Annotated in this window: 19 protein-coding genes and 2 pseudogenes; 6 read left to right on the top strand and 15 right to left on the bottom strand. The window is 61.0% G+C overall.

What is annotated here, in order from left to right; all coding sequences use genetic code 11:
- Positions 1 to 299: 299 nt before the first annotated feature.
- Both VNX23_RS27280 and VNX23_RS27285 read right to left on the bottom strand, forming a co-directional pair.
- Positions 300 to 809: pseudogene (locus tag VNX23_RS27280) on the bottom strand (VapE domain-containing protein).
- On the bottom strand, positions 755 to 3,385 hold the full coding sequence (locus VNX23_RS27285; protein WP_325634676.1) for an EAL domain-containing protein: 2,631 nt from the start codon (positions 3,383 to 3,385) through the stop codon (positions 755 to 757). Before VNX23_RS27285 ends, VNX23_RS27280 begins: the two are co-directional and overlap by 55 nt.
- 455 nt (positions 3,386 to 3,840) lie before the next feature.
- Here VNX23_RS27285 and VNX23_RS27290 point away from each other — a divergent pair, with 455 nt between their 5' ends.
- Together VNX23_RS27290 and VNX23_RS27295 are read left to right on the top strand one after the other, a co-directional pair.
- Positions 3,841 to 4,116 carry a hypothetical protein gene (locus tag VNX23_RS27290; protein ID WP_325634677.1) on the top strand — a complete coding sequence of 92 codons (276 nt, stop codon included), beginning with the start codon at positions 3,841 to 3,843 and terminating at the stop codon, positions 4,114 to 4,116.
- A 102-nt stretch (positions 4,117 to 4,218) separates the two neighbouring features.
- Positions 4,219 to 5,253 (top strand): aldehyde reductase, encoded by a 1,035-nt coding sequence (locus VNX23_RS27295; RefSeq protein WP_325634678.1) that lies wholly within the window; start codon positions 4,219 to 4,221, stop codon positions 5,251 to 5,253.
- Positions 5,254 to 5,272: 19 nt separating this feature from the next.
- Here the strand turns inward: VNX23_RS27295 and VNX23_RS27300 are convergent, their stop codons facing one another.
- A complete protein-coding gene (locus VNX23_RS27300; RefSeq protein ID WP_325634679.1) occupies positions 5,273 to 5,746 on the bottom strand; it encodes a hypothetical protein in 474 nt (157 codons plus the stop codon).
- A gap of 566 nt (positions 5,747 to 6,312) precedes the next feature.
- Here VNX23_RS27300 and VNX23_RS27305 point away from each other — a divergent pair.
- The gene (locus tag VNX23_RS27305; RefSeq protein WP_325634680.1) at positions 6,313 to 7,746 is read left to right on the top strand and encodes an amidase; all 1,434 of its coding nucleotides are present in this window, start codon (positions 6,313 to 6,315) and stop codon (positions 7,744 to 7,746) included.
- A gap of 344 nt (positions 7,747 to 8,090) precedes the next feature.
- On the opposite strand, the gene VNX23_RS27315 is transcribed toward VNX23_RS27305, so the two are convergent.
- The 4 genes from VNX23_RS27315 to VNX23_RS27330 all read right to left on the bottom strand — a co-directional run bounded on the left by VNX23_RS27315 (position 8,091) and on the right by VNX23_RS27330 (position 10,395).
- Positions 8,091 to 8,345, bottom strand: coding sequence for a hypothetical protein (locus VNX23_RS27315; RefSeq protein WP_325634681.1), 255 nt, complete (start codon positions 8,343 to 8,345; stop codon positions 8,091 to 8,093).
- 162 nt (positions 8,346 to 8,507) lie between these two features.
- A complete protein-coding gene (locus tag VNX23_RS27320; RefSeq protein ID WP_325634682.1) occupies positions 8,508 to 9,110 on the bottom strand; it encodes an OmpA family protein in 603 nt (200 codons plus the stop codon).
- Complete coding sequence (locus tag VNX23_RS27325) at positions 9,110 to 9,526, bottom strand: hypothetical protein (protein WP_325634683.1); 417 nt, start codon at positions 9,524 to 9,526, stop codon at positions 9,110 to 9,112. Before VNX23_RS27325 ends, VNX23_RS27320 begins: the two co-directional genes overlap by 1 nt.
- A gap of 176 nt (positions 9,527 to 9,702) precedes the next feature.
- Positions 9,703 to 10,395, bottom strand: a complete 693-nt coding sequence (locus VNX23_RS27330) for an isoprenylcysteine carboxylmethyltransferase family protein (RefSeq protein ID WP_325634684.1) — start codon at positions 10,393 to 10,395, stop codon at positions 9,703 to 9,705.
- Positions 10,396 to 10,627: 232 nt separating this feature from the next.
- Here VNX23_RS27330 and VNX23_RS27335 point away from each other — a divergent pair, with 232 nt between their 5' ends.
- Entirely contained in the window at positions 10,628 to 10,930 is a 303-nt protein-coding gene (locus VNX23_RS27335) for an SPW repeat protein (protein ID WP_325634685.1), read from the top strand.
- Positions 10,931 to 11,382: 452 nt separating this feature from the next.
- Here VNX23_RS27335 and VNX23_RS27340 read toward each other — a convergent pair whose 3' ends face one another.
- The 3 genes from VNX23_RS27340 to VNX23_RS27350 form a co-directional block, all read right to left on the bottom strand.
- A complete protein-coding gene (locus VNX23_RS27340; RefSeq protein WP_325634686.1) occupies positions 11,383 to 11,547 on the bottom strand; it encodes a Flp family type IVb pilin in 165 nt (54 codons plus the stop codon).
- Between the two features lie 1,086 nt (positions 11,548 to 12,633).
- Entirely contained in the window at positions 12,634 to 12,774 is a 141-nt protein-coding gene (locus VNX23_RS27345; protein ID WP_325634687.1) for a hypothetical protein, read from the bottom strand.
- 64 nt (positions 12,775 to 12,838) lie between these two features.
- Complete coding sequence (locus tag VNX23_RS27350; RefSeq protein WP_325634688.1) at positions 12,839 to 13,654, bottom strand: RMD1 family protein; 816 nt, start codon at positions 13,652 to 13,654, stop codon at positions 12,839 to 12,841.
- Positions 13,655 to 13,945: 291 nt separating this feature from the next.
- Between VNX23_RS27350 and VNX23_RS27355 the strand changes: the two are divergent.
- Together VNX23_RS27355 and VNX23_RS31160 are read left to right on the top strand one after the other, a co-directional pair.
- Positions 13,946 to 14,893: pseudogene (locus VNX23_RS27355) on the top strand (amidase family protein); the annotation flags it as partial.
- A gap of 187 nt (positions 14,894 to 15,080) precedes the next feature.
- A complete protein-coding gene (locus tag VNX23_RS31160; protein ID WP_414643091.1) occupies positions 15,081 to 15,455 on the top strand; it encodes an amidase family protein in 375 nt (124 codons plus the stop codon).
- 146 nt (positions 15,456 to 15,601) lie between these two features.
- Here VNX23_RS31160 and VNX23_RS27360 read toward each other — a convergent pair whose 3' ends face one another.
- From VNX23_RS27360 to VNX23_RS27380, 5 genes are all read right to left on the bottom strand, one after another.
- On the bottom strand, positions 15,602 to 17,203 hold the full coding sequence (locus VNX23_RS27360) for an arylsulfatase (protein WP_325634690.1): 1,602 nt from the start codon (positions 17,201 to 17,203) through the stop codon (positions 15,602 to 15,604).
- Positions 17,204 to 17,543: 340 nt separating this feature from the next.
- Positions 17,544 to 17,999 carry a hypothetical protein gene (locus VNX23_RS31165; protein ID WP_414643092.1) on the bottom strand — a complete coding sequence of 152 codons (456 nt, stop codon included), beginning with the start codon at positions 17,997 to 17,999 and terminating at the stop codon, positions 17,544 to 17,546.
- 56 nt (positions 18,000 to 18,055) lie between these two features.
- Entirely contained in the window at positions 18,056 to 19,033 is a 978-nt protein-coding gene (locus tag VNX23_RS27370; protein ID WP_325634691.1) for an NAD(P)-dependent oxidoreductase, read from the bottom strand.
- A 34-nt stretch (positions 19,034 to 19,067) separates the two neighbouring features.
- Positions 19,068 to 20,939 (bottom strand): TRAP transporter large permease subunit, encoded by a 1,872-nt coding sequence (locus VNX23_RS27375; RefSeq protein WP_325634692.1) that lies wholly within the window; start codon positions 20,937 to 20,939, stop codon positions 19,068 to 19,070.
- A 2-nt stretch (positions 20,940 to 20,941) separates the two neighbouring features.
- The gene (locus tag VNX23_RS27380) at positions 20,942 to 21,985 is read right to left on the bottom strand and encodes a TRAP transporter substrate-binding protein (protein WP_325634693.1); all 1,044 of its coding nucleotides are present in this window, start codon (positions 21,983 to 21,985) and stop codon (positions 20,942 to 20,944) included.
- Positions 21,986 to 22,042: the final 57 nt, after the last annotated feature.

Raw genomic sequence — 22,042 nt, forward strand, 5'->3', positions numbered from 1 at the left:
ACCTCGTCCTCGGATCCCATGATGGAAGGGCCCTGGTGCCGATTCCGAAGAGAAGCGCGAGCCCGTGAGCGACATCGACATTGCAGTGGCGGATAGTCTGAAAGTGCTTGACCTCAAACGGCCGATTAGAGAAGCGACCGAGTTCTGCATCGTAGCGAAATGACGCGAGGGGCCAATTCCGGACTCATGCATCGCAGCAAGTCCGTCCTGTTCGATCAGCTCGTTCGCGCGGGCAAGAGGCTTACTCGACGCAGCGTTTGCTCCTCAAGACTTTGACTTTAACGTAATGCCATTGGGAGCTACACACTCGGATTTGGCACGGGGTCTACGACGTAGCGTGCGTATGCGGGCCTTGCACGGTCATTGAGCCGAGTGATGAACTGTTTCACCTTTTCCACTTCAGCCCTGCGAATGACAGTGAGTTCGCCGATCTCATAACCCCAAATGCCTTTAGTGAGTTATTGCTGCTCTTTGTCCTTGGCGTCGAGAATGCTGGCGTCGGAATAGTAGGCATCGCCAGGACCACTCGACACCGCAGTTGATTTGCCGATGTCCTTAAAGCCTTCAAGTGTTGGCACATGATCAAACTTGCGGCCGGGTTGCTTTGCACGGCGCACCATTGCGCAAAGCCATTTGCGGCCAATTGCGGCGTTATCAGTTTTCAAAGAGCGCGTCTCCTGCTTGCGCCCATGCGGGTGCCAGGAAGGACGCTCGACTACTTTGCATGCCGCTTTCGGTACGTTTCGGCAGGAAGCTATGCGAGCCCGGCCCCCGAGGCGATGGGAGACGGAGACGGTGGCCTCAGGCACTGACCGATATCCTCAAGCAGCATTTTCGCCCGAGCCGCGCTGTGGTCGAGCAGCCAGCGTCCGAACGCGGCCGGCGCCAGCGCCGGCGCATAGAGGAATCCCTGGACGACATCGCATCCGAGTTGGGTGAGAAGTGCGCGCTGGCCGTCGGTTTCGACGCCCTCGGCGACGACGATCAGCTGCAGGCTCTGGCCGGCGCTCACCACCGTGGTCACGATCGCCCGCGCGCCGCGATCGCTCTCGATATCGCGCATGAAGCTGCGGTCGATCTTGAGTTCGCGGATCGGCAATTGCGCAAGCCGGCTCAAACTCGAATAGCCGGTGCCGAAATCGTCGAGCGACAGCCCGACGCCGAGCTTGCGCAGGGCATTCATGGTTTCGATCGCTACCGCGCGCTCGTTGAGGACGACGCCCTCGGTGATCTCGAGCATCAGCATTTCCGGCGGCAGTCCATGATCGGTGAGCATCTCGGCGACCGCCGCCGCCAGATTTCCGTTCTGGAAATTGATCGGCGAGAGATTGACCGAGACACAGGGGATATCGAGCCCCGATTCGCGCCATTCCGCCATTTGCCGGCATGCCTCGCGTATCGACCACAGGCCGATCTGCTCGATCAATCCGTTCTCTTCGGCAAGCGGAATGAATTTTGCCGGAGAAACCTCGCCGAGCACGGGGTCGTTCCAGCGCGCCAGCGCCTCGACGCCATGGATCGCGCCATCGGCGGTGCGGATTTGCGGCTGGTAACGCAGGTGCAGGCCACCGCTCGCAATCGCGCTGCGCAGTGCCCCGCTCAACACCAGCCGTTCCTTGGCGAGCCCTCTCATCTCCGCGCTGAACAGGCGATAGGTTGAGCGGCCCGCGCGCTTGGCCTGGTACATCGCTGCGTCGGCCTGCTGTATCAGCGTGTCGATGTCGGTGGCGCTGTCCGGATAGATGCTGATGCCGATGCTGGCCGACATCGGTACCTGGCGGGTAGCAATCTTGATCGGCGTGTCCAGCGATTCCGTAATGTTTGAGGCCACCAGCGCAGCCTCGTTTGCGTCGCGGTTCGGCAGGATCAGCACGAATTCGTCGCCGCCCAGGCGCCCCAGGATGTCGCCCGGCTGGATCTTTGCGCGCAGACGCTGGGCGAACTTGACCAGCAATTCATCGCCGGCCGAATGGCCGAGCGTATCGTTGACGTCCTTGAAATTGTCGAGATCGAGAAACGCCAGCGCCACGTGACTGCCGGCGGCACATGCCTCGATCGCCTCCGAGATGAGGTCGCGCAGATGCGACCGGTTGGGCAGCCCCGTGAGCACGTCGTAATAGGCAAGCTGCGCGATCTGGGCACGCGCTTCCTGGCGTTCGATTGCGAGCGAACCAAGATGCAAACAGGCCTCGACAATGCGCTGATGCCAGCGGCTTGGGCCCCGGCATTCGCTGAAATAGAACGCAAACGTGCCGATCACGCGACCGTCCTTGGCCTTGATCGGCGTCGACCAGCAGGCGCGCAGACCGACTTCAAGCGGCCGGGCCTTGTACGGCTGCCAGCGCGGATCGGCGTCGATGTCGGTCGCCAGCATCGGCTTGCCGAAATAGGCTGCGGACCCGCAGGAGCCGACATTCGGCCCGATCGCCACGCCATCGAGCGCTTTCGAATAATCTTCCGGAAGGCTCGGCGCGCCGAGCGGATGAATGTGCCCGCCGGCATCGATGTGGAGCACGGAAGCGACGACGTCGGGCGCGAGTTCCTCCACCCGGCGGCAAAGTTGATCGGCGATCGCCGTGATCGGAAGTTCGTCGGCGAGCGCGCTCAGGATCAATTGCTGCAGCGAGCGCAACTGCCTGGTTTCGGTGACGTCGCTCAAAATGGCGCAAACATATTTGATGCGGCCGCTCCGGTCGCGGAACGCCCTCACATTGGCGGAGATCCAGATCTCGTCGCCGTTGCTGTCGTAGCCGAGAATTTCCTCCTCGCCGCCGCGCCCCTCCTCCATCACCACGCGGCGCAATCTTGCGAGCGCCCTCTTTCCCGTATGCCGGCCGGCCAACAGCTGATAGGCCTGCCGGCCCCGCGCTTGTTCGGGCGAATAGCCGAACATCCCCGAAAAGGCGGCATTGCCGTAGATAATCTTCAGCTTCCGGTCGGTGATGAGGACCGCGCGGTTGGTGCCGTCGGCGATCAAAGTGACCAGCGCCAGCCTTTCGCGCAGCTCGGCTTCATCGGTAATGTCGCGAACGAAAGCGATGGTGCGGCTTTCACCTGCGGCCTCGATCTGCGCAAGCGACAGCATGGCGCGAACCCTGCTGCCATCCTTGCGCCGGATCGTCAGCTCGCGGTCGCACGCCGGCTTCGCGTTTTCTCCACCCGATTCATTTGCGCCGGCGGCTGTGCCCTGCATCTCGTGCAGGTCATCCAATCCGAGACAGCTCGCATGGCGCCCGAGAACCTCTGCGCGATTTATTCCCCAGATGAGCTCTGCCGCCGCATTGAAGTGGTTCACACGGAGGTCGTCGTCGACGATCAGGATCGCTTCGTTCGCCCGCTCCAGCGCTGCCAGCAGGACGCCCGGGTTGTTGTCGAGTGCGTGCATGTTCCAGTCCCGATGCCGCTCTTGCAATTCATCAGGGCCTTGACCCCCGTGGATAGGCATCATGTTGCTGGCAATCTATCGCTCCAATGATGTTGAAATGGTTTTTAGGTACCCTAGCTTTCAGCGGAAGGAGTTCATGCTTAAGGATTCGCTACCGGCATGTGAAGGAAGTTCGATTTCGTCGCCGACCGTCTTGTTAGATTTTTAGGCAAACCTTCAACAGGCGCTTAAATCTTCGGAAGCAGAATGCGCTTTTCCGCTAGTGTCCCGATTCCGAAGTTCGCATAATTTTGTGGCGGCCTCGTTTGCCAACTTCGGAATCGAAAGGACACTAGTAAGTCATCGTTTTCTAGTGTGGCTTTGGTTCAGAAGTGCGCATGACGAACTCGCGAGCTGCAATGATGCGGACTTCTGAACCGCCACACTAGGTGGCATTTTCAATTCAGGGGCATTTCATGATCGACGAGAAGATAAAGATCAAATGCACGAAATGCTCGCAGTTTTTCCGCGAGCGCGCGCAGAAGGTCCGCAACGGATTTCAGGTCAATTGTCAGCACTGCAACCGGCTGATTACCTTCGACAACACGTCGGAAGACAAGAATATTCGCAAGGCACTCGCCAGCGCCAAGGAGGTGCGCCAGGCCATTGAGGAGGCTCGCGAGGCCGCAAGGCTCGCGCAACAGGCGCAACTGGAAAAGCCGGCGCCGGTCATGGACCGCAGCCAATACTAGCGCTGCTTGTCGCCGGGCGGGAAAAACGGTTGCACGGACGATGTCCATTCCATTTCGCAGACGGTGTCACTGTCCTCCCGATGAGGATCGTTGGCGGATGCCATGACGACATCAGCGGACAGGCGCGGCCTCGTCGCCGTGACCGGCGGGTCCGGTTACATCGCGGCGTATTGCATCGCCGAGTTGCTTGGCGATGGCTGGCGCGTTCGCGCAACTCTGAGGGATCCTGCCCGTGCTGACGAGGTGCGAGCGGCCATCGGCAAGATCGCGCCGAACGCCGACACCATCGAATTCGCACCCGCCGATCTTGCCTCCGACGCCGGCTGGAGAGCGCTTGCCGGCGCCGACTATGTCCTGCACATCGCCTCCCCGGTTTCGACCAATCCGAAGAATGACGGAGCGGTCGTCCGGCCTGCGCGCGACGGAGCGATTCGGGTGCTCAAGGCCGCGCGTGATTGCGGCGTCAGGCGCGTGGTGATGACTTCCTCGGTGGCCGCGATCGCCTATGGGCGAGGCGCGCGCAGCGAGCCGTTCACGGAAAGCGACTGGACGGACGCCACCAATCTGAAGGACACCACCGCCTATGAACGGTCCAAGACAATCGCCGAGCGCGCGGCGTGGACCTGGCAGAAGACCGAGGGCGGTGCGCTCGAACTCGTCACCGTCAATCCCGCTTTGGTCCTGGGGCCGGCGCTTTCGGCGGATTTCTCGCCTTCGCTGGAGGCGATCAGGAAACTTCTCGACCGCTCGGTGCCGGCGTTGCCGCATATCGGCTTCTGTCTCGTCGACGTGCGCGACACCGCAAGATTGCATCTGTTGGCGATGACGGCTCCCGGCGTGAGCGGCCAACGCTTCATTGCCTCTTCCGGCTTCTTCTGGATGAAGGATATCGCGCGGATGCTCAAGGCCGAGCTTGGCGAGGCGGCGCGCAACGTGCCATCGGTGTCAATTCCAAATTTCATCGTTCGCATCTTCGCGCTGTTCGATCCGGTCCTGCGCTCCCGCCTGTTCGAGCTGGGAAAGCGCCGGTTGGTTTCGTCGGACAAGGCCAGACGAATGCTCGGTTGGACCACGCGGCCGGTGCGCGACACCATCGTCGAGGCCGCAAGAAGCCTTCAGGCGCAGGGTCTGGTCTAGAGTCTGGCGAGCCCAGGGATCATCGCGAGAGCACGACTGGTCCGGCAGAAGGCGGGCGAGGCACCGATGGTGGCTGCACAGCTGGAGACGGTGCCCTGGGTTGCGCCGGTTTCTGCTGCGGACTGACGGCGGCCTGCGACGCCGAAGCCGAAGCCGAAAACGGAGGCATTAGCGATATCTTCTGTCTGATATCCTCCTCGACGGCCTGTAGTGCAATAAGTCTCTGGGCCATTTGGTCCTGCATGGCAGCGAGTTGGGCTATGCTGAGTCGCACGGCGTCGAGGTAGGGCGCCAAGGGCTCATGCTGCGTCTGGCTGGTGGAAGTCGTAGCCGCGATTGGCGGCTTCGACGTCGAAATGGACACTAACCAGGCCAGCGTCGGAGCGCGCGCCGCCAGCATCTCCCCGGCTACATCACCATAGGACTGCCAGGAAAGCGTGGCGCCGACGCCGATGAGAACCGCAATTGTGAACCTGGTAACGAAGCGGAACATTCGCCTGCCAATCGACGGCCCGTCCCGCGCTACCTGTTGCTTTCTGCGGGGGGAGCGCTCTATTGGCCGACTGCCAAAATGAGGATCAAATCTGGCATCTGAATACGCAAATCCTCCAGACGAAATCTCTTCCGTTCTCATCCAATCATTTTCCGCAGGTGTTGGGCTGTGATGCATGCTGTCTCGACCGAGCCGTCTACTCCGACGGCTGGTGCACGAGACTATACCGGTTTGACGGAAGGGAGGCAGGAGCACAGCGGCGCTGGGGCAATTATGAGAACACAGGGGGCGCCGCGAGGGCAACGGTGATTGCGATCCTTCGCGCCTCGGGCCGTGTACCCGTAAAATTGGTGGCGTGACATGATGGCGTCATGTCTGCTTTGCTCACAAGCGACCGGGATCGTGTGGCGGCGCAACACGTCGCGAACGGCCACAACCGAACTTGAGCGCCACCGCTGAATGGCGGGCCATCAATTCAGCAATCCCGACGGCTTAGAAGCGGGATTGGCACCAATTGCGAAACAGCATAACCTTACATGCCGTCTTTTCCGCGCGTGGAGGCGAGCATGGGTTTTGCTGAATATTCGAACTATGACGGCCTCGGACTTGCCGAGCTCGTGAAGAAGAAAGAGATCAAGCCCGCCGAACTCGTCGAGGCTGCGTTAGAGCGCATCGAGCGGCATAATCCGCAACTCAACGCCGTCGTCTTTAAGGCCTATGACGAGGCTAGCGCAATGGCGAACACGGACCTCTCCGGTCCTTTCGCAGGCGTACCGATGCTTCTCAAGGACATCCTCGGATTCAAGAAGGGCTGGCCGAACCGGGACGGCTCTCGCTTCGTGCCGGCCGTACCTTCGCCTTTCGATTCAACGTTGGTAGTCCGCTTTCAGACGGCTGGTCTCATTCCGCTGGGCAAAACCAATGTGCCGGAATTCGGCGCCCTGCCAATTACCGAGCCGAGGCTTTACGGCCCGGCACGCAATCCGTGGAATCTCAGTCATTCGACCGGCGGCTCCTCCGGCGGATCGGCTGCCGCCGTGGCAGCCGGCATTGTGCCGCTCGCGCACGCCAATGACGGCGGCGGTTCGATCCGCATACCTGCCTCGTGTTGCGGCCTCGTAGGCCTCAAGCCAACGCGCGGGCGCAATCCGCTAGGCCCCGTGATCGGTGACGTCATGGGCGGCCTCGTTGCCGAGCATGTGGTGAGCCGCACCGTACGCGACACGGCGGCTGCGCTTGACGCCACTGCCGGTCCGGAGATCGGCGATCCTTACGCCGCCCCGCCTTCCCCCGGCTCATATCTTGAAGCCACGAAAAGGGAGCCCAAAAAGCTCCGCATAGCGTTCACGACCCGGGCCCTCGATGGCGAAGTTGATTCCGAATGCAAGGCGGCGACCGAAGCCGCGGCAAGGCTTTGCGCGAAACTTGGGCATGAGGTCGAGGAAGGCAGGCCCGAGCAGCCGGCGGAAGAAGCCGCCAATTTCCGCATGAATTTCATCGTGATCTGGGCCGCGGGCCTCGCGATGGTGGTCGAATTTTTTGCGAGAACGTTGGGCAAGACGCCCGCACGCGAGGATTTCGAGGGCCTGACTTGGGGCTTCTATCAATTCGGCAAGACCATTACCGCAGCACAATACCAACTTTGCTGGGCGAGCTTGCAGGCTAGCTCGCGACAAGTCGCCAGGTGGCAACAGCCCTACGACGCCTGGATCACGCCTGTGCTGGGGCGACCGCCACTGGAAATCGGTGCGGTGGACCTCGATGAGACTGATGTAATGAAAGGTCTTGCACCGATCCTGGGCTACGTTCCCTTTACGGGGGGGCAAAACGTGACCGGCCAGCCGGCGATCAGCCTGCCACTCGCCTGGTCGAAGTCGAGCTTGCCAATCGGCGTACAATTTGTCGGCCGCTTCGGCGAAGAGCACTTGCTGCTCCAGCTTGCCGCCCAGATCGAGCGGGCCGAGCCGTGGAGTAAAAAGCGGCCGCCAGTTTACGGCTGACGAAATATGAAGCTGACCTCATGGCGGAATTGAGCGAGGTTCATGCGCTTCGAACTCGCCGAATTCGAATGGGCAGCCATCAAACCCATGCTGCCAATAAGCCGCGGGGGCTCTCGGGTAAACGATCGGGCGTGTCCAACCTGCGTCACAGGCTGTGGCTGCGTCTTGATGAGTCCATGCCCTAGTGTCCTGATTCCCAAGTTCGCATCATTTTGCGGTGATCTTGTTTGCGAACTTCGGAATCGAAAGGACACTAGCAAGTTATTGTTTCTAGTGTGGCTTTGGTTCAGAAGTCCGCATGACGGACGCGCAGCAACAATGATGCGGAGTTCTGAACCGCCACACTAGTTCAGCGGCAGCCAGACGATCTCGCAGGTTGCGTTGCAACTGTTGCAGTGCGCAGGCTGAGCGAAGGTGTTGGCGAGTTCCCACTCCTGCTTTTCGTTGCTCCACTGCGCGGTCGCATGCGAGATGATGTCATCGGAGCGGCAGTTGGAACAGACCGGCGTGGACCGCGTCGACAGCATCGCCTGCGGGTCGGCCTTCTCGACCGATTCCTGCTTCGAATGAAAAGGATTGAGAAGTAAAGGGTGTGTCATCGAGTCCCCCGTGACGACTCAAGGGGAATCTAACGCGAAGTGCGGGTTTGTCTCCACTCGACGACGTCCGCCGCTTCGATTGTTGTGGATTATGCGGCGCTAGCCGCGAGATCGCAGACGTGGAAGTCGGTTTTGCGTCGGAATCGCCGCGCCGATCAGGGATCAAGGCAATTTGCGGACAGTTACGATCTGGACCTGCTGGTTGACCGGCGCCTTCGGACGATCGGCATCCAGAAGCTGCTCTTCGCCCAGCCCGATCGACTGAATGCGCTTGGACGAGATCTTGAACGTCGTCACCAGCACGTCGCGGAATGAGTCGGCTCGTCTTTGGCTCAGCGTAAGGTTCTCCTCCCGTCTTCCGGACGAATCGGTATGGCCGACGATCAAAAAGCCGAAGGAGGACAGCCTGGGATCGGCAAGGGCGTCCGCAACGCGCCCCAGCGTGCGATAGGAGTCCGGCCGGATCACCGGCGAATCCGGATTGAACGTGATGTCGAGGTTGAGATGCGGCAGCCTGGCAAGCTGGGGCGCAACCGGCGGCCGCTTCAGCGCCACCGGGTTCGCCTTCGACTTGACGCGCTCGACCACCTGCTGACGCAAGGCGGGAACGTCGATGTCCGCGCCCGCTTCCAGGCCGGAAAGCTCTTTCACCATATCGTCGGTCGTGGCAGCCGGTTCTGCGAACAGCACGGGGTAAGGCGTCGCGAACATCATGCCAAGCGCCAACAGCGCAATTTGCCCCCTGCCCTTCCCGCTTGCCGGCATCAGCGATACCCCGCCTCGCTGATGGCCTGCTTGCAGCCCCAGCTGACCCCACGCGGAACCTTCGACAGGCAGACGAGGACGTCGCTCAATCCGCCCTGCGCCTCGGCCGCGCAGAATTTCTGCTTGTCGCGCTCGCAGGTTCTCGAGACGGCGGCGCGCGCCGCCACTCGCTTCTGGATCGCGTCAAAAACCTTGACGTAGTCGGTCCTGCATTGCTGCGAAACCGAATCCTGGGCCCGGGCCAGGCACTCCCTCAACCGAGGCGCATCGAAAGAGACGCCGTAACAGTTTTCGTCGATATCCTTGCCGCAGCTTTCGCTCAGTTTCGCCGCGCTGGTCTCGAAATTTACCGTCTCGCCGGAAGCCGGCGATGCGGCCATCAGCAGAACAAGCGCGATGGAAGAGCCCCGAACCATGACTTCATCTCAACTGATGAAGTCCTCAACCGTCAAGGCCTGAAATGGGTGAAGGCGGGCACAAGCAGCCGGCTCGGTCCGGCCTTTGGGCAAGCGAAGCCGGTTTGTCCGTTTTCACGCCGAGGCATCACGCTGGAAACGCGATCGCCGGAGCGTAAGGACCGTAAGGACCCCTTTCACCAGACGCCGGGGATCAGACGAAAGCGCACCTTTTGCCTGTATTCGGTATAACCGGGCAGATTTTCCGTCAGGAGTTTTTCCTCGTCGAACACGCGCCAGATCAGCGCGGGCAGCATGGCGAGGAGGACCAGCACGCCCCACCACGACCCGAGCGCGACCGGCATTCCGAGCAACATGAGGAGCGCGCCGGCATACATCGGATGGCGCACCCAAGCATAAGGACCGGTAGAGACGACCTTCTGGTCATCAGCGATTTCGATGGTGGCCGACGAAAAACTGTTCTCGCGAAACACGACGAAGATCACAAGCCAGCCGATCGCCATGAGTGCATCCCCGGCAAGGGCGACCGCCGCAGGCATCTGCGACCAGGCAAAACGGTGATCGAGCGCGGGAACGGCGAGCAAGGCGATGAAGCCGGCCGACACGATCGACATGATGATCTTCTGCGCCGTCAGCCTCTCGGCGGTGGGTCCTCCCCGCATCCGCCGCGCCAGCAGCTTCGGATCCATCACCATCAGATAGAGGGTGATCGCCAGCGCCGGGACAAAGTAGAAGGCCAGAAAGATCCAGGCCTGCCAATAGCGAAACGTGCCGGCAGCGATGAACAGCAGCGCCATCACTGCCACGATCAGCAGAAAGAGCCCGGCGAAAGCTTTCTGGTTTTCCGACATGGTTTCCAAGGGCGCCACCTTTACACGATCACGATCGTGGATGGACCACCTCCCAGCCGGACCATCGTTCCAAAGTCTAGCCGCGTTCGCCTCTGGTATTGCGGAACCCGGTTCGAACTCGTTCGTTCGTCCGGATAAGCACACTGCGTCTCGCCGTTTTCACCGGGAGGTGTTGCATGCGCAAATGGCGTAACGAGTCCGTCCTGGATCTCTACAACCTTTTCCTTGCGATATTCCTGTTCGTTTCGCCGTGGTTCTTGGCGCGCGCGCCAGTGGAACTGCGGTCGTCGACCTCAGGGCAAGCGGCGCGGCGATCGCGCTAATGTCACTGGCGGCGATATTCGCATACGCCAGCTGGCAGGAATGGGCCAATCTGCTTCTCGGAATCTGGCTGATCGTTTCACCCTGGCTGTTGGGCTTTGCCCATACACGTGCGATGCATTACAGCATCGGCGTCGGCGTCACGGTCGCGTTCTTTTCCGCGCTCGAGTTGTGGCTGGTCTATGACGCTGCCCCCGTCAAGCCGGCGGCGCATGCGCCCGAGAAGAAATAGCCCCCGAACCAGCGCGGCTCATAAGCAAAACCCCGCCGGACGATGCCGGGGTGGTTGCCACGTGTCACACAGCGTCCCTTGTGTCACCAAGGGCGGGAGTTTATTTCAGCGACGTGCTGATCCGAAACAGAAACTTCGAGATCAAACGGCGTAGATCTGCTCCTGTCAATCACCGAACTGGCGTGACTGTTCGGGGCATGGTCGAGCTCTGCGACCCTGACCATGACCTCGTGCTGGCTTGTCGGGTTTGCATGTCCCGTTACCCGTTCAGTACCGGGCTCGCGACCGCTTTTACGGCGACGCTTGAGCTGTGGCTGGTTGACAATGCCAATGCATCGATTGGGGTCGACCCGCAGCGTCAAAAATAAACCCGCCGGAACATGTCCGGCGGGCTAAGCCAGTGTCGCCCTGGTTCATCACGTTGGATTCCCCCTCAAGAAGGGGACGGGATGTTATTTCAACTGGGTGTTGACCGAATCGAACTTGGTGTTGAGGTTCGTGCCGAGACCGTTCACGACCGCGATGATCGCAAGGGAGATACCGGCGGCAATCAGGCCGTATTCGATGGCCGTTGCACCCGATTCGTCTGACAAGAACTTGATCAAAATACGCTGCAAATCCGCCTCCTATTGAGAATGTTTGAAGAGTTGTCCAACGTGACCGACCCTACCGGTCGTGATCTAAGGTTGGGTAAACCGCATCCGTGCAATCTTATTCACTTCGACGCAACCCGGCGCCCGCCTTTTGCGCCGTTCGGTCAGCAGGAAGCGGCCGACCTCGCACCTTCTTCCTTAATGAACTCAAAACCCCGCCGAACGGATTCGGCGGGGCAAGGCCAGGTGTCACTCGATGGACTACCATCTCGCAGATGGGTTGCCGTTATCCAGCGCAGAACGCTACCAACACCGATCTAAAGTTGAGCAAACGACTGATCGTCAGTTTTTGGGCAGTTTGGATAAAGGAATTTCGCCCCTCCCGTAAATAAAGGAGAAACCATCGGAAAAAATCAGGAAGAATTCCGCGATACGGCCGGGCAGACGCAGCCTTGCGACCGGCAGTTTTCAGGAACCGCCGGATTGTGCCACTCGCTCGAAGATTGAAGCCGCGTCTAGTGCTCCGATTTCCGAAGTTCGCAAATATTCGCAGCGACCTCTGATGCGAACTTCGGAATCGAAGGAGCACTGGCAAGTTAATGTTTCTAGTGCGGTTTTTGAATTTGAAGTTCCTGTGATGAGATTGCAGCAATACTGATAGGAACTTCAAATTCACCGCACTAGTGGAAGACCCCGGCGCCGGAAACCTGGGAGGCGACCAGCAAGGCCGCGAACAGGGCCGGGACGCTGACGAAACGCAGAAACTGATCCAGTGAAAGCATGTTTGTCGTCCCCCCAGACGATTTCAATTGGTAGCTTGTGCAGGATGCTCCGTGCGGGTCAGGATCTGGTCCGAGATCACCGCTCCGGAGATCGTGAGCAGCGCCAGGATGGTGATGACCGTGATGGTTTTCATCGGGCTAACGTCTCGCCCGAATGTGGCCGAAAATGTCAAGGCTTGGCGCATTTTCGGGACGAAGCCGAGAAACAATGGTGACGGCCCGCCTGACGAGAAGTCGAACTTCACAATTTCAAGGCCTTAAGGCCCAAAGACGGCGCCGGTCGGGAGTGAGGCAGCGCAAGGTTGCGCGGCGATCCGCCCTTGACCACCTATCGGGGCAGGCACGTCCATTCGAGACGCGGACCAAGGGATGCGGCTTCGCCGGCGAGGCAACCCGGTTTGCTCATGATCAGCCAGAAGACGAAGAGAACGGCGACCAGCGCCACGCTGAACAGGATCCGCGTCACCATCTGATAACCCCGCGCCTTGCACGCGACTCCATTCTAACGTAAACGCCGGACATCGCGACCCCGTTCAATGCCCGCGTGCCGCAAAGATCTGATAGAAGGTGATGACGATCTCGAAAGCAATCAGCAGCACGACGATGATTTCCAGGCGCAATGACCGCCTCGTGTCGATCATGTCGGCAAAGGTATTTGCGGTTTCCGCGACCACCGCAAGCTTGCGGTTGAAGGTTTCGACCCGTTGTTCAAGTTCGTATTCGTCTTCCAGGCGCGCATAGAGGCGTTCCAGATCCGGACGGTCCCACAGCGCATCGGGCTTCTCGGCAATCGCGACGCGGCCGGAGACGTTATGCTGCAGCAACAGCGCATCGCCGATCAGCTTCAATATGCCGCGCCGGTTTCGTCGCACCTTTCCGGAACTCGCCAGTTCGCGCACGAAGGGATCGATGATTTCGAACACCTTGGCCACTTCGCGCTCGTCATGGGCGAGCACGACGCTCTTGGCCAGGACATCGGAAGCGACGAGAAGCCTTGCCAGTGACATGTCGCGGACCTGGATCGGCCCGCCCGCCGCCACCTGGTCGCTGGTCTCGCTTGCGACTTCGAGGGTCGCAGTTTCCTCCTCGACAGGCGTCAACCTGCCGCCGATGCGCGGCGACAGCCTTTCCATGAAGGCCGCCTCCTCTTGTCCAGACGTTCCAAAAAACACCACGACGCCGAAACGGAACATGACCGCGATGCCGTCCGTGCCGGTCCGGATCGCGAGCGGAACGGCGGAGAGTGCATCCTTCTCGAAGCCTGCCGTGTTGATCCGGTCCCCGACGTGGAGCGCGTGCGCGGTGACGCGCGTGACCGGAGCATCGGAGCGGAAGGCAGAGTTCTTCATAAGCGCGTGCCTTGTCGAAGATGGCGATCGATGCAAGCAGGAAGGATTCTGCGCTCAGGCCTGCAGTTTCGAAAAAGCCTTTATCCCAATTCCCCGCGTTTTCAGCGATGGCGAGCAGGCCTGCCGCGCGCGCCCCGCGAAGGCGTCAATCCTATTCGTCGAAATTCAAACGCGAAAGGCTGTATGTGTTGCCCCCGGAAGAGCGAATCGCTATTCGAGGTTCGATAGCGTTTGGCCGCGGTGGGATCGGTAATGAAGAATTTTGCATGTATGTTTGCAGTGGCGGTGTTCATGATCACGTCCAGGGTCGAGGCTCAAAGCTTTGCAATCGAGGAGACGACGATCGCGGGCGTTCAAGAGGCCCTGCAAGGCAAGGCCACGACCTGCCGCCAGATCGTCCAGGCCTATCTCGACCGCATCGCCGCCTACGATCGCAAGGGACCCGCGCTCAATGCGATCCTGACGCTCAACCCGAAAGCGCTGGCCGAGGCTGACCGGCTTGACGCGGAACGAGCGGCCGGAGCGGCAATGGGGCCGCTCTTTTGTGCGCCGCTGGTGCTCAAGGACAATTACAACACCGCCGATCTGCCGACCACGGGAGGTTCAGCCGCGCTTGAGGGAATGCAGCCGCCAGCCGATGCCTTCGTGGTCGCGAGATTGCGCAAGGCCGGCGCGATCATTCTCGGCAAGTCCAACATGCACGAATTCGCTCTCGCCGGAACGACCGTCAGCTCTCTCGGTGGCCAGACGCTCGACGCTTATGACCTGACGCGAACGCCCGGAGGTTCGAGCGGCGGAACGGGCGTGGCGGTGGCCGCCAACCTCGCGCTCGCCGGCACAGGCAGTGACACCGTGAACTCGATCCGCTCGCCTGCTTCCGCCAATGCGCTGGTCGGCATTCGCCCGACCAAAGGTCTGTTGAGCCGCTCCGGGATCATGCCGGTTTCCGAGACCCAGGACGCGATCGGGCCGATCGCTCGCAATGTCGCCGACGCCGCGCGGCTTCTCGAGGTGATGGCTGGCTACGATCCGAATGATCCCGCCACCGCATGGAGCATCGGCAACACGCCGGCCGGTTATGTCCAGTTCCTGAAGGCCGGCGGTTTGCGCGGCGCGCGGATCGGGGTCTTGAAGGCGATGTACGGCAACGCTTCCGAACATCAGGACGTCAACGCCGTGATGGCGGCGGCGATCGCCGCGTTGAAGAACGCAGGCGCCGAGGTGGTCGACGTCGATGCGCCGGCACTCGATGCCAACAAGCTCGGTCCCGAAAACGACGTGCAGAAATACGAGTTCAAGACGCTGATCAACGCCTATCTCGCCCAATGCCCCGGCAAAGACACTTTCCGAGATCATCGCATCCGCCAAGGTTCACAAGCCTTCGCTGGAGAAATTTTTGTTGAGCGCGGAAGCGTTCACCAACGGCATGGAGGAGCCGGACTACAAGGAGCGGCTGTTGCGAAACCAGCGTACGCGGCAGGCGCTGATGTCGGTTTTCGCCGAGCACGGGCTGGATGCGATCGTCTACCCGCTGCAGCGACGGCTGGTCGTGCCGTTGAGCGAACCCAATCAGGCCGACCGCAACGGCATTCTTGCTTCCGTCACCGGATTTCCGGCCATCACCGTGCCGGCCGGGTTCTCGCCGCCGACCGCAAATGCCCCGCTGGGCGTGCCGGTCGGAATGGATATTCTGGGAAGACCCTGGAGCGAGGGACGTTTGATTGAGCTGGCCTTCGGCTTCGAGCAGGCCCTTCACGCCCGCAAGCCGCCACCCAGCGCGCCGGCGCTTGCGGCGCATTGAGCCGACATCGCGGGAGGTCCGCCTCGGGCCAAGAAGCGACATTGGCGCTTCATTTGGCACTGTGCGGCGGCGTCGCGCGCCCACACTGTACCGCCCATCGAAAGAGACGGACAGCGCGGCGTGCCTCGTGTTGCGACGCGGCCTTTTTATTGCGCCGCGTGGGCCGCCATCTTCTTATCCAGCTCCTCCTTGACGGCAGCCAGATTGAAGCTGCCGCCCTTCTGCATGGGTGGGAATTCAAAAAAGGTTTGTGCCTCCCTTCCCATCTCCTGCTGAAGGAAAACGAACCGCCAGAACTCGGTGCCCCACCAGTCCTTCGCGAACAGCGACTGGTTCAGGCCCGTGCGCTCGAAGGGATCAAGACGCAAGTTGACAAGGATTGGCCAATCGACCTTGACGGTGCCACCGAACCAGCCATTCGGCTGATCGGTCAGTCTGTATTTGAAGTCGTTGATACGCACCGCGGCGAGCGTGGTTTCAGTGAAATAGTAGACTTCGTGGCGTTTCGACGGCCCCTTGCCGGTGATAACGTCTGTCTGATCGTAGCCGTCGAGGTGAACCTTAAAGGTGCGGTCGCCGATTTGTTTGCCTTTCTTGAGTTCTTCAACGATGTTCGGGTTGCCGGCGGCGGCCACAAATGTCGGGAACCAGTCGAGGCCGGACATGATCCCATTTTCCACCTTGCCAGCTGGTACCTTGCCGGGCCAGCGGATGATCGCCGGTGAGCGGAAGCCGCCCTCAAGCGCCATTCCCTTGGCGCCGGCAAACGGGGTCTGACCGCCATCCGGCCACGAGAAATTCTCGGCGCCATTGTCGGTGGTAAAGACGAGGATGGTGTTGTTGTCGAGCCCATTGTCCTTCAGGTACTTCATGATCGAGCCAACGATGTCGTCGAGTTGCGCCATCCCGGCTTCCTCAATGGTCCAACCGTTCTCAGGCGTGCGCAAGTTCTCGTACTTCTCGGAGAGATGCGTGAAGACATGCATGCGCGTGGGGTTGAGCCAGAGGAAGAACGGCTTGCCGTCCTGTCTCGCCTTGTCGAGGAACTTGAACGCATTCGCTAGTATTTCGTCGTCAACCGTCTCCATGCGCTTCGGGCAGAGTTCGCCAGCATCTTCAATTCTCTGTTTCCCGACCTTGCCCCAGCGCGGCTGTTCCGTTGGGTCGTCCTTGTCCGTCGCCCAGGTGTGAAGCATGTTGCGCGGACCCACCGTCGCTTTTAACGCCGGCGGATAATTGCGGTGACAGGGGTCCTCCATTCCATCCAAGTGATAGAGATAACCGAAGAATTCGTCGAAGCCGTGGACCGTTGGGAGGAATTGGTTCCGGTCGCCTAAATGGTTCTTGCCAAACTGCCCTGTCGCGTAGCCCATCGATTTCAGCACGGTAGCGATGGTCGGCGCTTCATCCGGCATGCCAATAGGAGAACCAGCTTGACCGACCGTTGTCAGGCCGGTGCGGATCGGCAGTTCGCCAGTAATGAAGTTGGCACGGCCGGCCGTGCAGCTCGCTTCAGCGTAATAGTCGGTGAACATCATTCCTTCGGAAGCCAACTGATCGAGGTTAGGCGTCCGGCCGGCCATGATACCCCGGTGATACGCGCCGATATTGAACCAGCCGACATCGTCGCCCATGATGACAAGAATGTTCGGCTTTTGATTTTGTGCGCTGGCGCCTGTAACAACGCCGGTCAGTGCGGCGATGGCAATCAACGCCGCAACTCCGTAATGTCTCGACCTCTCGATCATCGTGCACTCCATCGTTTCATTCCGACCTGCTCCTCCAGGAGCAGGATGGAACCACGGTGTGAAGTGCAGATTGACCCATATCAAAGTGGGTAAGAACGTACCCTGCGGGTGTGTGACAGTTTTATACACGTTGGCTCGCCAGGCACCGCAGTGCGGTCGATTGCTGACGCGAGAGCCGAAAAGTGGAAACCGGTTTTCCGAAAAGATCACGCTCAAACAGAGAGATGAGATCATGATGCGATTCCACTTAATCGCATCATGATCTAATATGATTCACGCGACGCGCGGGAGATCGCAGGACGCTCACGCCGGCGAGTCGCGCGCGCTGGATTGTTGGCAGCTAGCTTGTGCGCTTTGGCGGATCGACCACGACGCCTTCGCAAACGATCCGCCCACCGAGCAGACGAAATTCGAGCTTGTCGTAGCGGCGCACGGTCTCGCCCGGCTCTGGCGGCAGCAACTCCACGCTGCCCTGGATGTTCAACGGCGCGTCTCCGGCGCCGTGAACCCTTGCGCTCCACATCCTCATGCCGGTCTCGGCCCAACGCCGCCGAATCAGAAGCTCCCGCTTCCCGCGCGGGTCGGTTTCCAGCGCGGCGACGACCTTGTCGTTCGGCGAATGCTCGACGATGGCGGGAGGGGCGCGGTCAAAATCGCTGGCCGGAGATTTTTCGGCTGGCTTCGCGCGGCGGAGATGCGCGGACAAACGAAAAATCGCCGAAGCGGTATAGCGCAACAGACCAGCAAGCTTGGCAAGGACCGGGAACGGTCCCGACGCGTAATCGGCAAGGGACATCACTTACTCTCGAACCACAGAACATCCATAACCGATTCGCTTCGACTGTCGAAAAATCAGATCCGCCGGGTCCAGCTCTGCTCGTTGACGGCACCGTCGGGCACCGCGCCCGAGACCAGCGCACTGACCTGCTCCACGGTGTGCAGCGCCTGCGCCTCGATCGCCGGCGGTGTCAGGCCCCCGATATGAGGCGTGGCGATGACGCCTTCGAGCTTCGCAATCGCAGGCGTCGGCATTTGATCCGGCGCCCGCCCGACATCGATCGCGGCGCCGGCGATGCGTCCTTCCGAGATCGCGGAAGCAAGGGCTGCTTCATCGACGAGGTTGCCGCGCGAGACATTGATGAACACCGCATCGCGCCGCATCCGCGCGAAAGCCTCGGCATTGATCAGATTTTCCGTCGCTTCATTGGCGATCGCAAGGCAGACCAAGTGATCGGAGCCAGCCAGCAAGGTCGGCAGATCGACCTGGCGGAAGTTCGGGTTCTCCACGGTGACATGCGGATCGCTGATCAAGACGCGCATGCCGAGGTTGGCCACGAGCGGAGCCAGCGCGCGGCCGATCGCACCATAGCCGATGATGCCGATCGTGGTGCCCGCAAGCTGCCGCCCCATCCTTGCGATCGGCACCTCGCCGGCCTGATAGGCCGCGCTCGCGCGGGAAATGCCGCGATTGAGATCGACAAGGAAGCCGAGCACCAGTTCGGTGACGGACTCGACGAAGCCGGGTTTGGCGCGCGTAACCAGCACACCGCGCGATGATGCGGCGACAACGTCGATGTTGCGAATATCGACCGCGCAGCGCAACACCGCCCTCAACGATGAAAGCCCGTCAAAGATCGGCGCCGGCACCGCGGTGGCGCGATCGGCGACGATGAGGTCGCAATTCCGCGCGGCCGATATCAGCGTCGCGCCTTCCAGCGTCTCATGGCCCTGGTGCAGCACGACCTCGCCGAGCGACCGCAGCCCGGAAAGCGCGCGAGCGCCATAATAATTGTCGCGCATGTGAGGCGTGTGGGTGAGGAGGATTTTCATGGTTCGACAGACCGTTTCTTGGATGCCAAATTTTTCAATAGCCCATCAGCTTCGGCAGGAAGGTCGAGATCTCGGGCACGAAGGCGATGACCAACAGACAAACGAGCAGTAGGCCGAGATAGCCGATCATGGGCCGCACCGTCTGTTCGACCGGCACCTTGCCGATCAGGCAGGCGCCATAGAGGCCGAGCCCGAGCGGCGGGGCAAATAGCCCAATGCCCATCGCGATCACCAGCACCACGCCATAATGCAACGGCGCAATGCCAAGCTGGCCGGCCACCGGAACCAGCAGCGGCCCGAATATGATCAGCGCCGCCGCACCCTCCAGCACCGAGCCCATCACGATCAGGATCGCGATCGACAAAAGCATGAACAATGAGATGCCGCCCTGGTGCGACAGCCCCACCATGAACTCCGCGACCGCATGCGGCACCTGCTGCAATGTCAAGACGAAAGCCAGCGACTGCGCGGAAGCAACGATGAAGAGCACGAGACCGGAGCGCGCGGCCGCCTGAACGAAGCTGCGCGCGGCCTCGCGCGGCGTCAGTTCACCAAACACCACCGAACCGACCGCGATGGCATAGAGCGAGGCGAAGGCGGATATTTCGGTCGCGGTGGCAAAGCCCGATTTGAAGCCGATGAAGATCATGGCGATCAGGCCGAGCGACACGCCGGCGCCCAGCCACATGCGTCTCACCTGCGCGCGCGAGAGCTCGGCCGCAGGCGTAGCCGCATCGCGCCTGCCGAACAGGATCGACACCGCGATCAATGCGGATGCCATCAGCGCGGCCGGCAACAGGCCGGCCGCGAACAGTCCGCCGATCGAAAGATTGGCGACAAAGCCCAGGATGATGAGATTGATGCAAGGCGGGATGGTCTCCGCCATCACGGCGGACGCGGCGAGCAGCGCCACTGTCGAACCCGGGTTCTGTCCGGATTTGCGCGAAGCCGGAACCAGCACCGCGCCCACGGCTGCGACATCGGCCATTTTCGAGCCGGAGATGCCGGAGAACAGCACCATCGCCGTGACCATCACGACGTTTAGGCCGCCGCGCATCCTTCCCACAAGGCGTTGCAGCCATTCGATCAGCCGCGCCGACATGCCGTTGGCTTCCATCAGGTAGCCGACCAGGATGAAGAAGGGAATCGCGAGCAGCACGAAATTGTCGATTCCGCGCGCCATTTGTTGGGCGAAGATCACGCCGGGAAGAGTGCCCTCGACGAGAATGAAGATCAGCGCGGCGAGCGCCAGCGCAAAACCGATCGGCAGTCCGCCGGCGAGGGTCAAGGCAAAGCCCACCAGCATCAGCGTGCCGGAAGACGGCATGGCGTCCGGAACCCGCGCGCTGCCAGCAAGAAAGACGCCGGCGACTGCGGCCAGGATGGCCGCCGCACGCAGCACACGCTGCCAACCGCGGTCGAGAAAGATTTCGGCGGCGAACGCCGTCATGCAGGCCGCACCCAGTCCCATCGGATAGAAGGTGAGTTCGAGCGGCAAGCCGGAGCCCGTGGTCTGGCCGGAGGTAAGCCAGCCCATCTCGATGGCGTGAAACGCGACATAGGCTGAAACGATCAAAACCAGCGCCGCGCCGAGATCGTCGACGACATCCTGCCAGGCCCGCGGCAACAACGAGCGGAAGAAAATCACGCCGGGATTTTCGCCGCGCGCCAGCGCCGACGCCGCGCCAAAAAAGCTTGAGGCCACCATCAGCCCGCGCGCGACGTCGTCGGCCCATTCGACCGGCGCGTTGAAAAGCGAGCGCGCCAGCACCGAGTAGATCACGACCGCAAGGTCTGCGGCGAGGAGGCCTGCCGCAACGATATCGGTGATCATCAGCAATGCGCTTGTCGCCTGCCGACCGACGCCGACAGGTGCACCGGACAAGTTTTCAGCCGCGTCAAGCATTCTTATGTCGAGGTGGCGCGGATCAAATCGACCACTTGCCTGGCCTCGGGGCGCGCCTTGACGAAGGCTTCGGTCTGCGGAAGAACGCGCTTGCGGAATGCCTCGCGGTCGCAGTCGATCACCGCAACCCCCTTGTCCTTGAGCTGGGCGAGGGCTTCCTTCTCGACGTTGAGTCCGTGCGCGCGGGTATCGGCGGCAGCCTTCTTCGCCGCATCGATGAAGGCTTCGCGCTGGACAGAAGGAATGCGGTTGAAAGTGGTTTCGGAGAGGTAGATCGCGAGCGGCGAGAAATTGTGCTGGGTGAGCGAATAGAATTTCGACGTCTCGTAGAATTTCGAGGCGACGATGGTGGGCGGATCATGTTCGAGCCCGTCGAGCACGCCGGCCTGCAACGCCGTGTAGATCTCACCGAACGCCATTGGGGTAGCGGCTGCTCCCATCAGGCGCAGGCATTCGGTGATCACGGGATTGGGCAGCGTGCGGATCTTCAGGCCGGTTAGATCATCCGGCGTATTGACCGCCTTGCGCGCCAGCACCGAGCGCGAGCCGAAATTGTAGGCCCAGGCAATGATGCGGATATTGGCGCCTTTGAGCAGCGCCTGTTCGATCGGCGCGGCGGCTCCTGCGTCGAACGCCTTGGTCTGCTGCGGGAAGGACGTAAAGAGGTAACCGAGGTCATAGGTACCGACCAGCGGCACCAGATTGGCGGCAATCGAGGAGCCGGAAACCATCATGTCGATCACGCCGAGCTTGACCGAGTTGATGACGTCGATCTCCTGCCCCAGCTGATTGTCCGGGAAAAATGCAACCTCGACCTGCCCGGCGAGCGGACTTGCGGCGATTTGCCTGACGAGGTTATCGTAAAAAACTCTCCCGTTGGCAAATTTCGCATCGTTGGCCTGCGAGGAGGACAACTTCAGTTTCAGAACTGCCGCTTCGGCCCGCCCGATCAACGCCGGCGCTGCAAGGCCCACTGCCGCAAGCCGCACCGCGGCAAAGGCAAAGGACGCGCGAACGAGCCCTCGGCGATCCACCAAGAATGACATGATCCGTTTCCCCGACCTGGTTCCGCGGGGATGGAAAAGCTTCGCCCGCGCTCTCTT

Source organism: Bradyrhizobium sp. (assembly GCF_035570375.1).
In the GTDB taxonomy this organism is placed as follows: domain Bacteria; phylum Pseudomonadota; class Alphaproteobacteria; order Rhizobiales; family Xanthobacteraceae; genus Bradyrhizobium.

What these genes read in the sequence shown, in the direction of transcription:
- VNX23_RS27285 (WP_325634676.1), bottom strand. Translation starts at nt 3,385, where the DNA reads ATGCACGCACTCGACAACAACCCGGGCGTCCTGCTGGCAGCGCTGGAG.
- VNX23_RS27290 (WP_325634677.1), top strand. Translation starts at nt 3,841, where the DNA reads ATGATCGACGAGAAGATAAAGATCAAATGCACGAAATGCTCGCAGTTT.
- VNX23_RS27295 (WP_325634678.1), top strand. Translation starts at nt 4,219, where the DNA reads ATGACGACATCAGCGGACAGGCGCGGCCTCGTCGCCGTGACCGGCGGG.
- VNX23_RS27300 (WP_325634679.1), bottom strand. Translation starts at nt 5,746, where the DNA reads ATGTTCCGCTTCGTTACCAGGTTCACAATTGCGGTTCTCATCGGCGTC.
- VNX23_RS27305 (WP_325634680.1), top strand. Translation starts at nt 6,313, where the DNA reads ATGGGTTTTGCTGAATATTCGAACTATGACGGCCTCGGACTTGCCGAG.
- VNX23_RS27315 (WP_325634681.1), bottom strand. Translation starts at nt 8,345, where the DNA reads ATGACACACCCTTTACTTCTCAATCCTTTTCATTCGAAGCAGGAATCG.
- VNX23_RS27320 (WP_325634682.1), bottom strand. Translation starts at nt 9,110, where the DNA reads ATGCCGGCAAGCGGGAAGGGCAGGGGGCAAATTGCGCTGTTGGCGCTT.
- VNX23_RS27325 (WP_325634683.1), bottom strand. Translation starts at nt 9,526, where the DNA reads ATGGTTCGGGGCTCTTCCATCGCGCTTGTTCTGCTGATGGCCGCATCG.
- VNX23_RS27345 (WP_325634687.1), bottom strand. Translation starts at nt 12,774, where the DNA reads ATGGTGACGCGGATCCTGTTCAGCGTGGCGCTGGTCGCCGTTCTCTTC.
- VNX23_RS27350 (WP_325634688.1), bottom strand. Translation starts at nt 13,654, where the DNA reads ATGAAGAACTCTGCCTTCCGCTCCGATGCTCCGGTCACGCGCGTCACC.
- VNX23_RS31160 (WP_414643091.1), top strand. Translation starts at nt 15,081, where the DNA reads ATGGAGGAGCCGGACTACAAGGAGCGGCTGTTGCGAAACCAGCGTACG.
- VNX23_RS27360 (WP_325634690.1), bottom strand. Translation starts at nt 17,203, where the DNA reads ATGATCGAGAGGTCGAGACATTACGGAGTTGCGGCGTTGATTGCCATC.
- VNX23_RS31165 (WP_414643092.1), bottom strand. Translation starts at nt 17,999, where the DNA reads ATGTCCCTTGCCGATTACGCGTCGGGACCGTTCCCGGTCCTTGCCAAG.
- VNX23_RS27370 (WP_325634691.1), bottom strand. Translation starts at nt 19,033, where the DNA reads ATGAAAATCCTCCTCACCCACACGCCTCACATGCGCGACAATTATTAT.
- VNX23_RS27375 (WP_325634692.1), bottom strand. Translation starts at nt 20,939, where the DNA reads ATGCTTGACGCGGCTGAAAACTTGTCCGGTGCACCTGTCGGCGTCGGT.
- VNX23_RS27380 (WP_325634693.1), bottom strand. Translation starts at nt 21,985, where the DNA reads ATGTCATTCTTGGTGGATCGCCGAGGGCTCGTTCGCGCGTCCTTTGCC.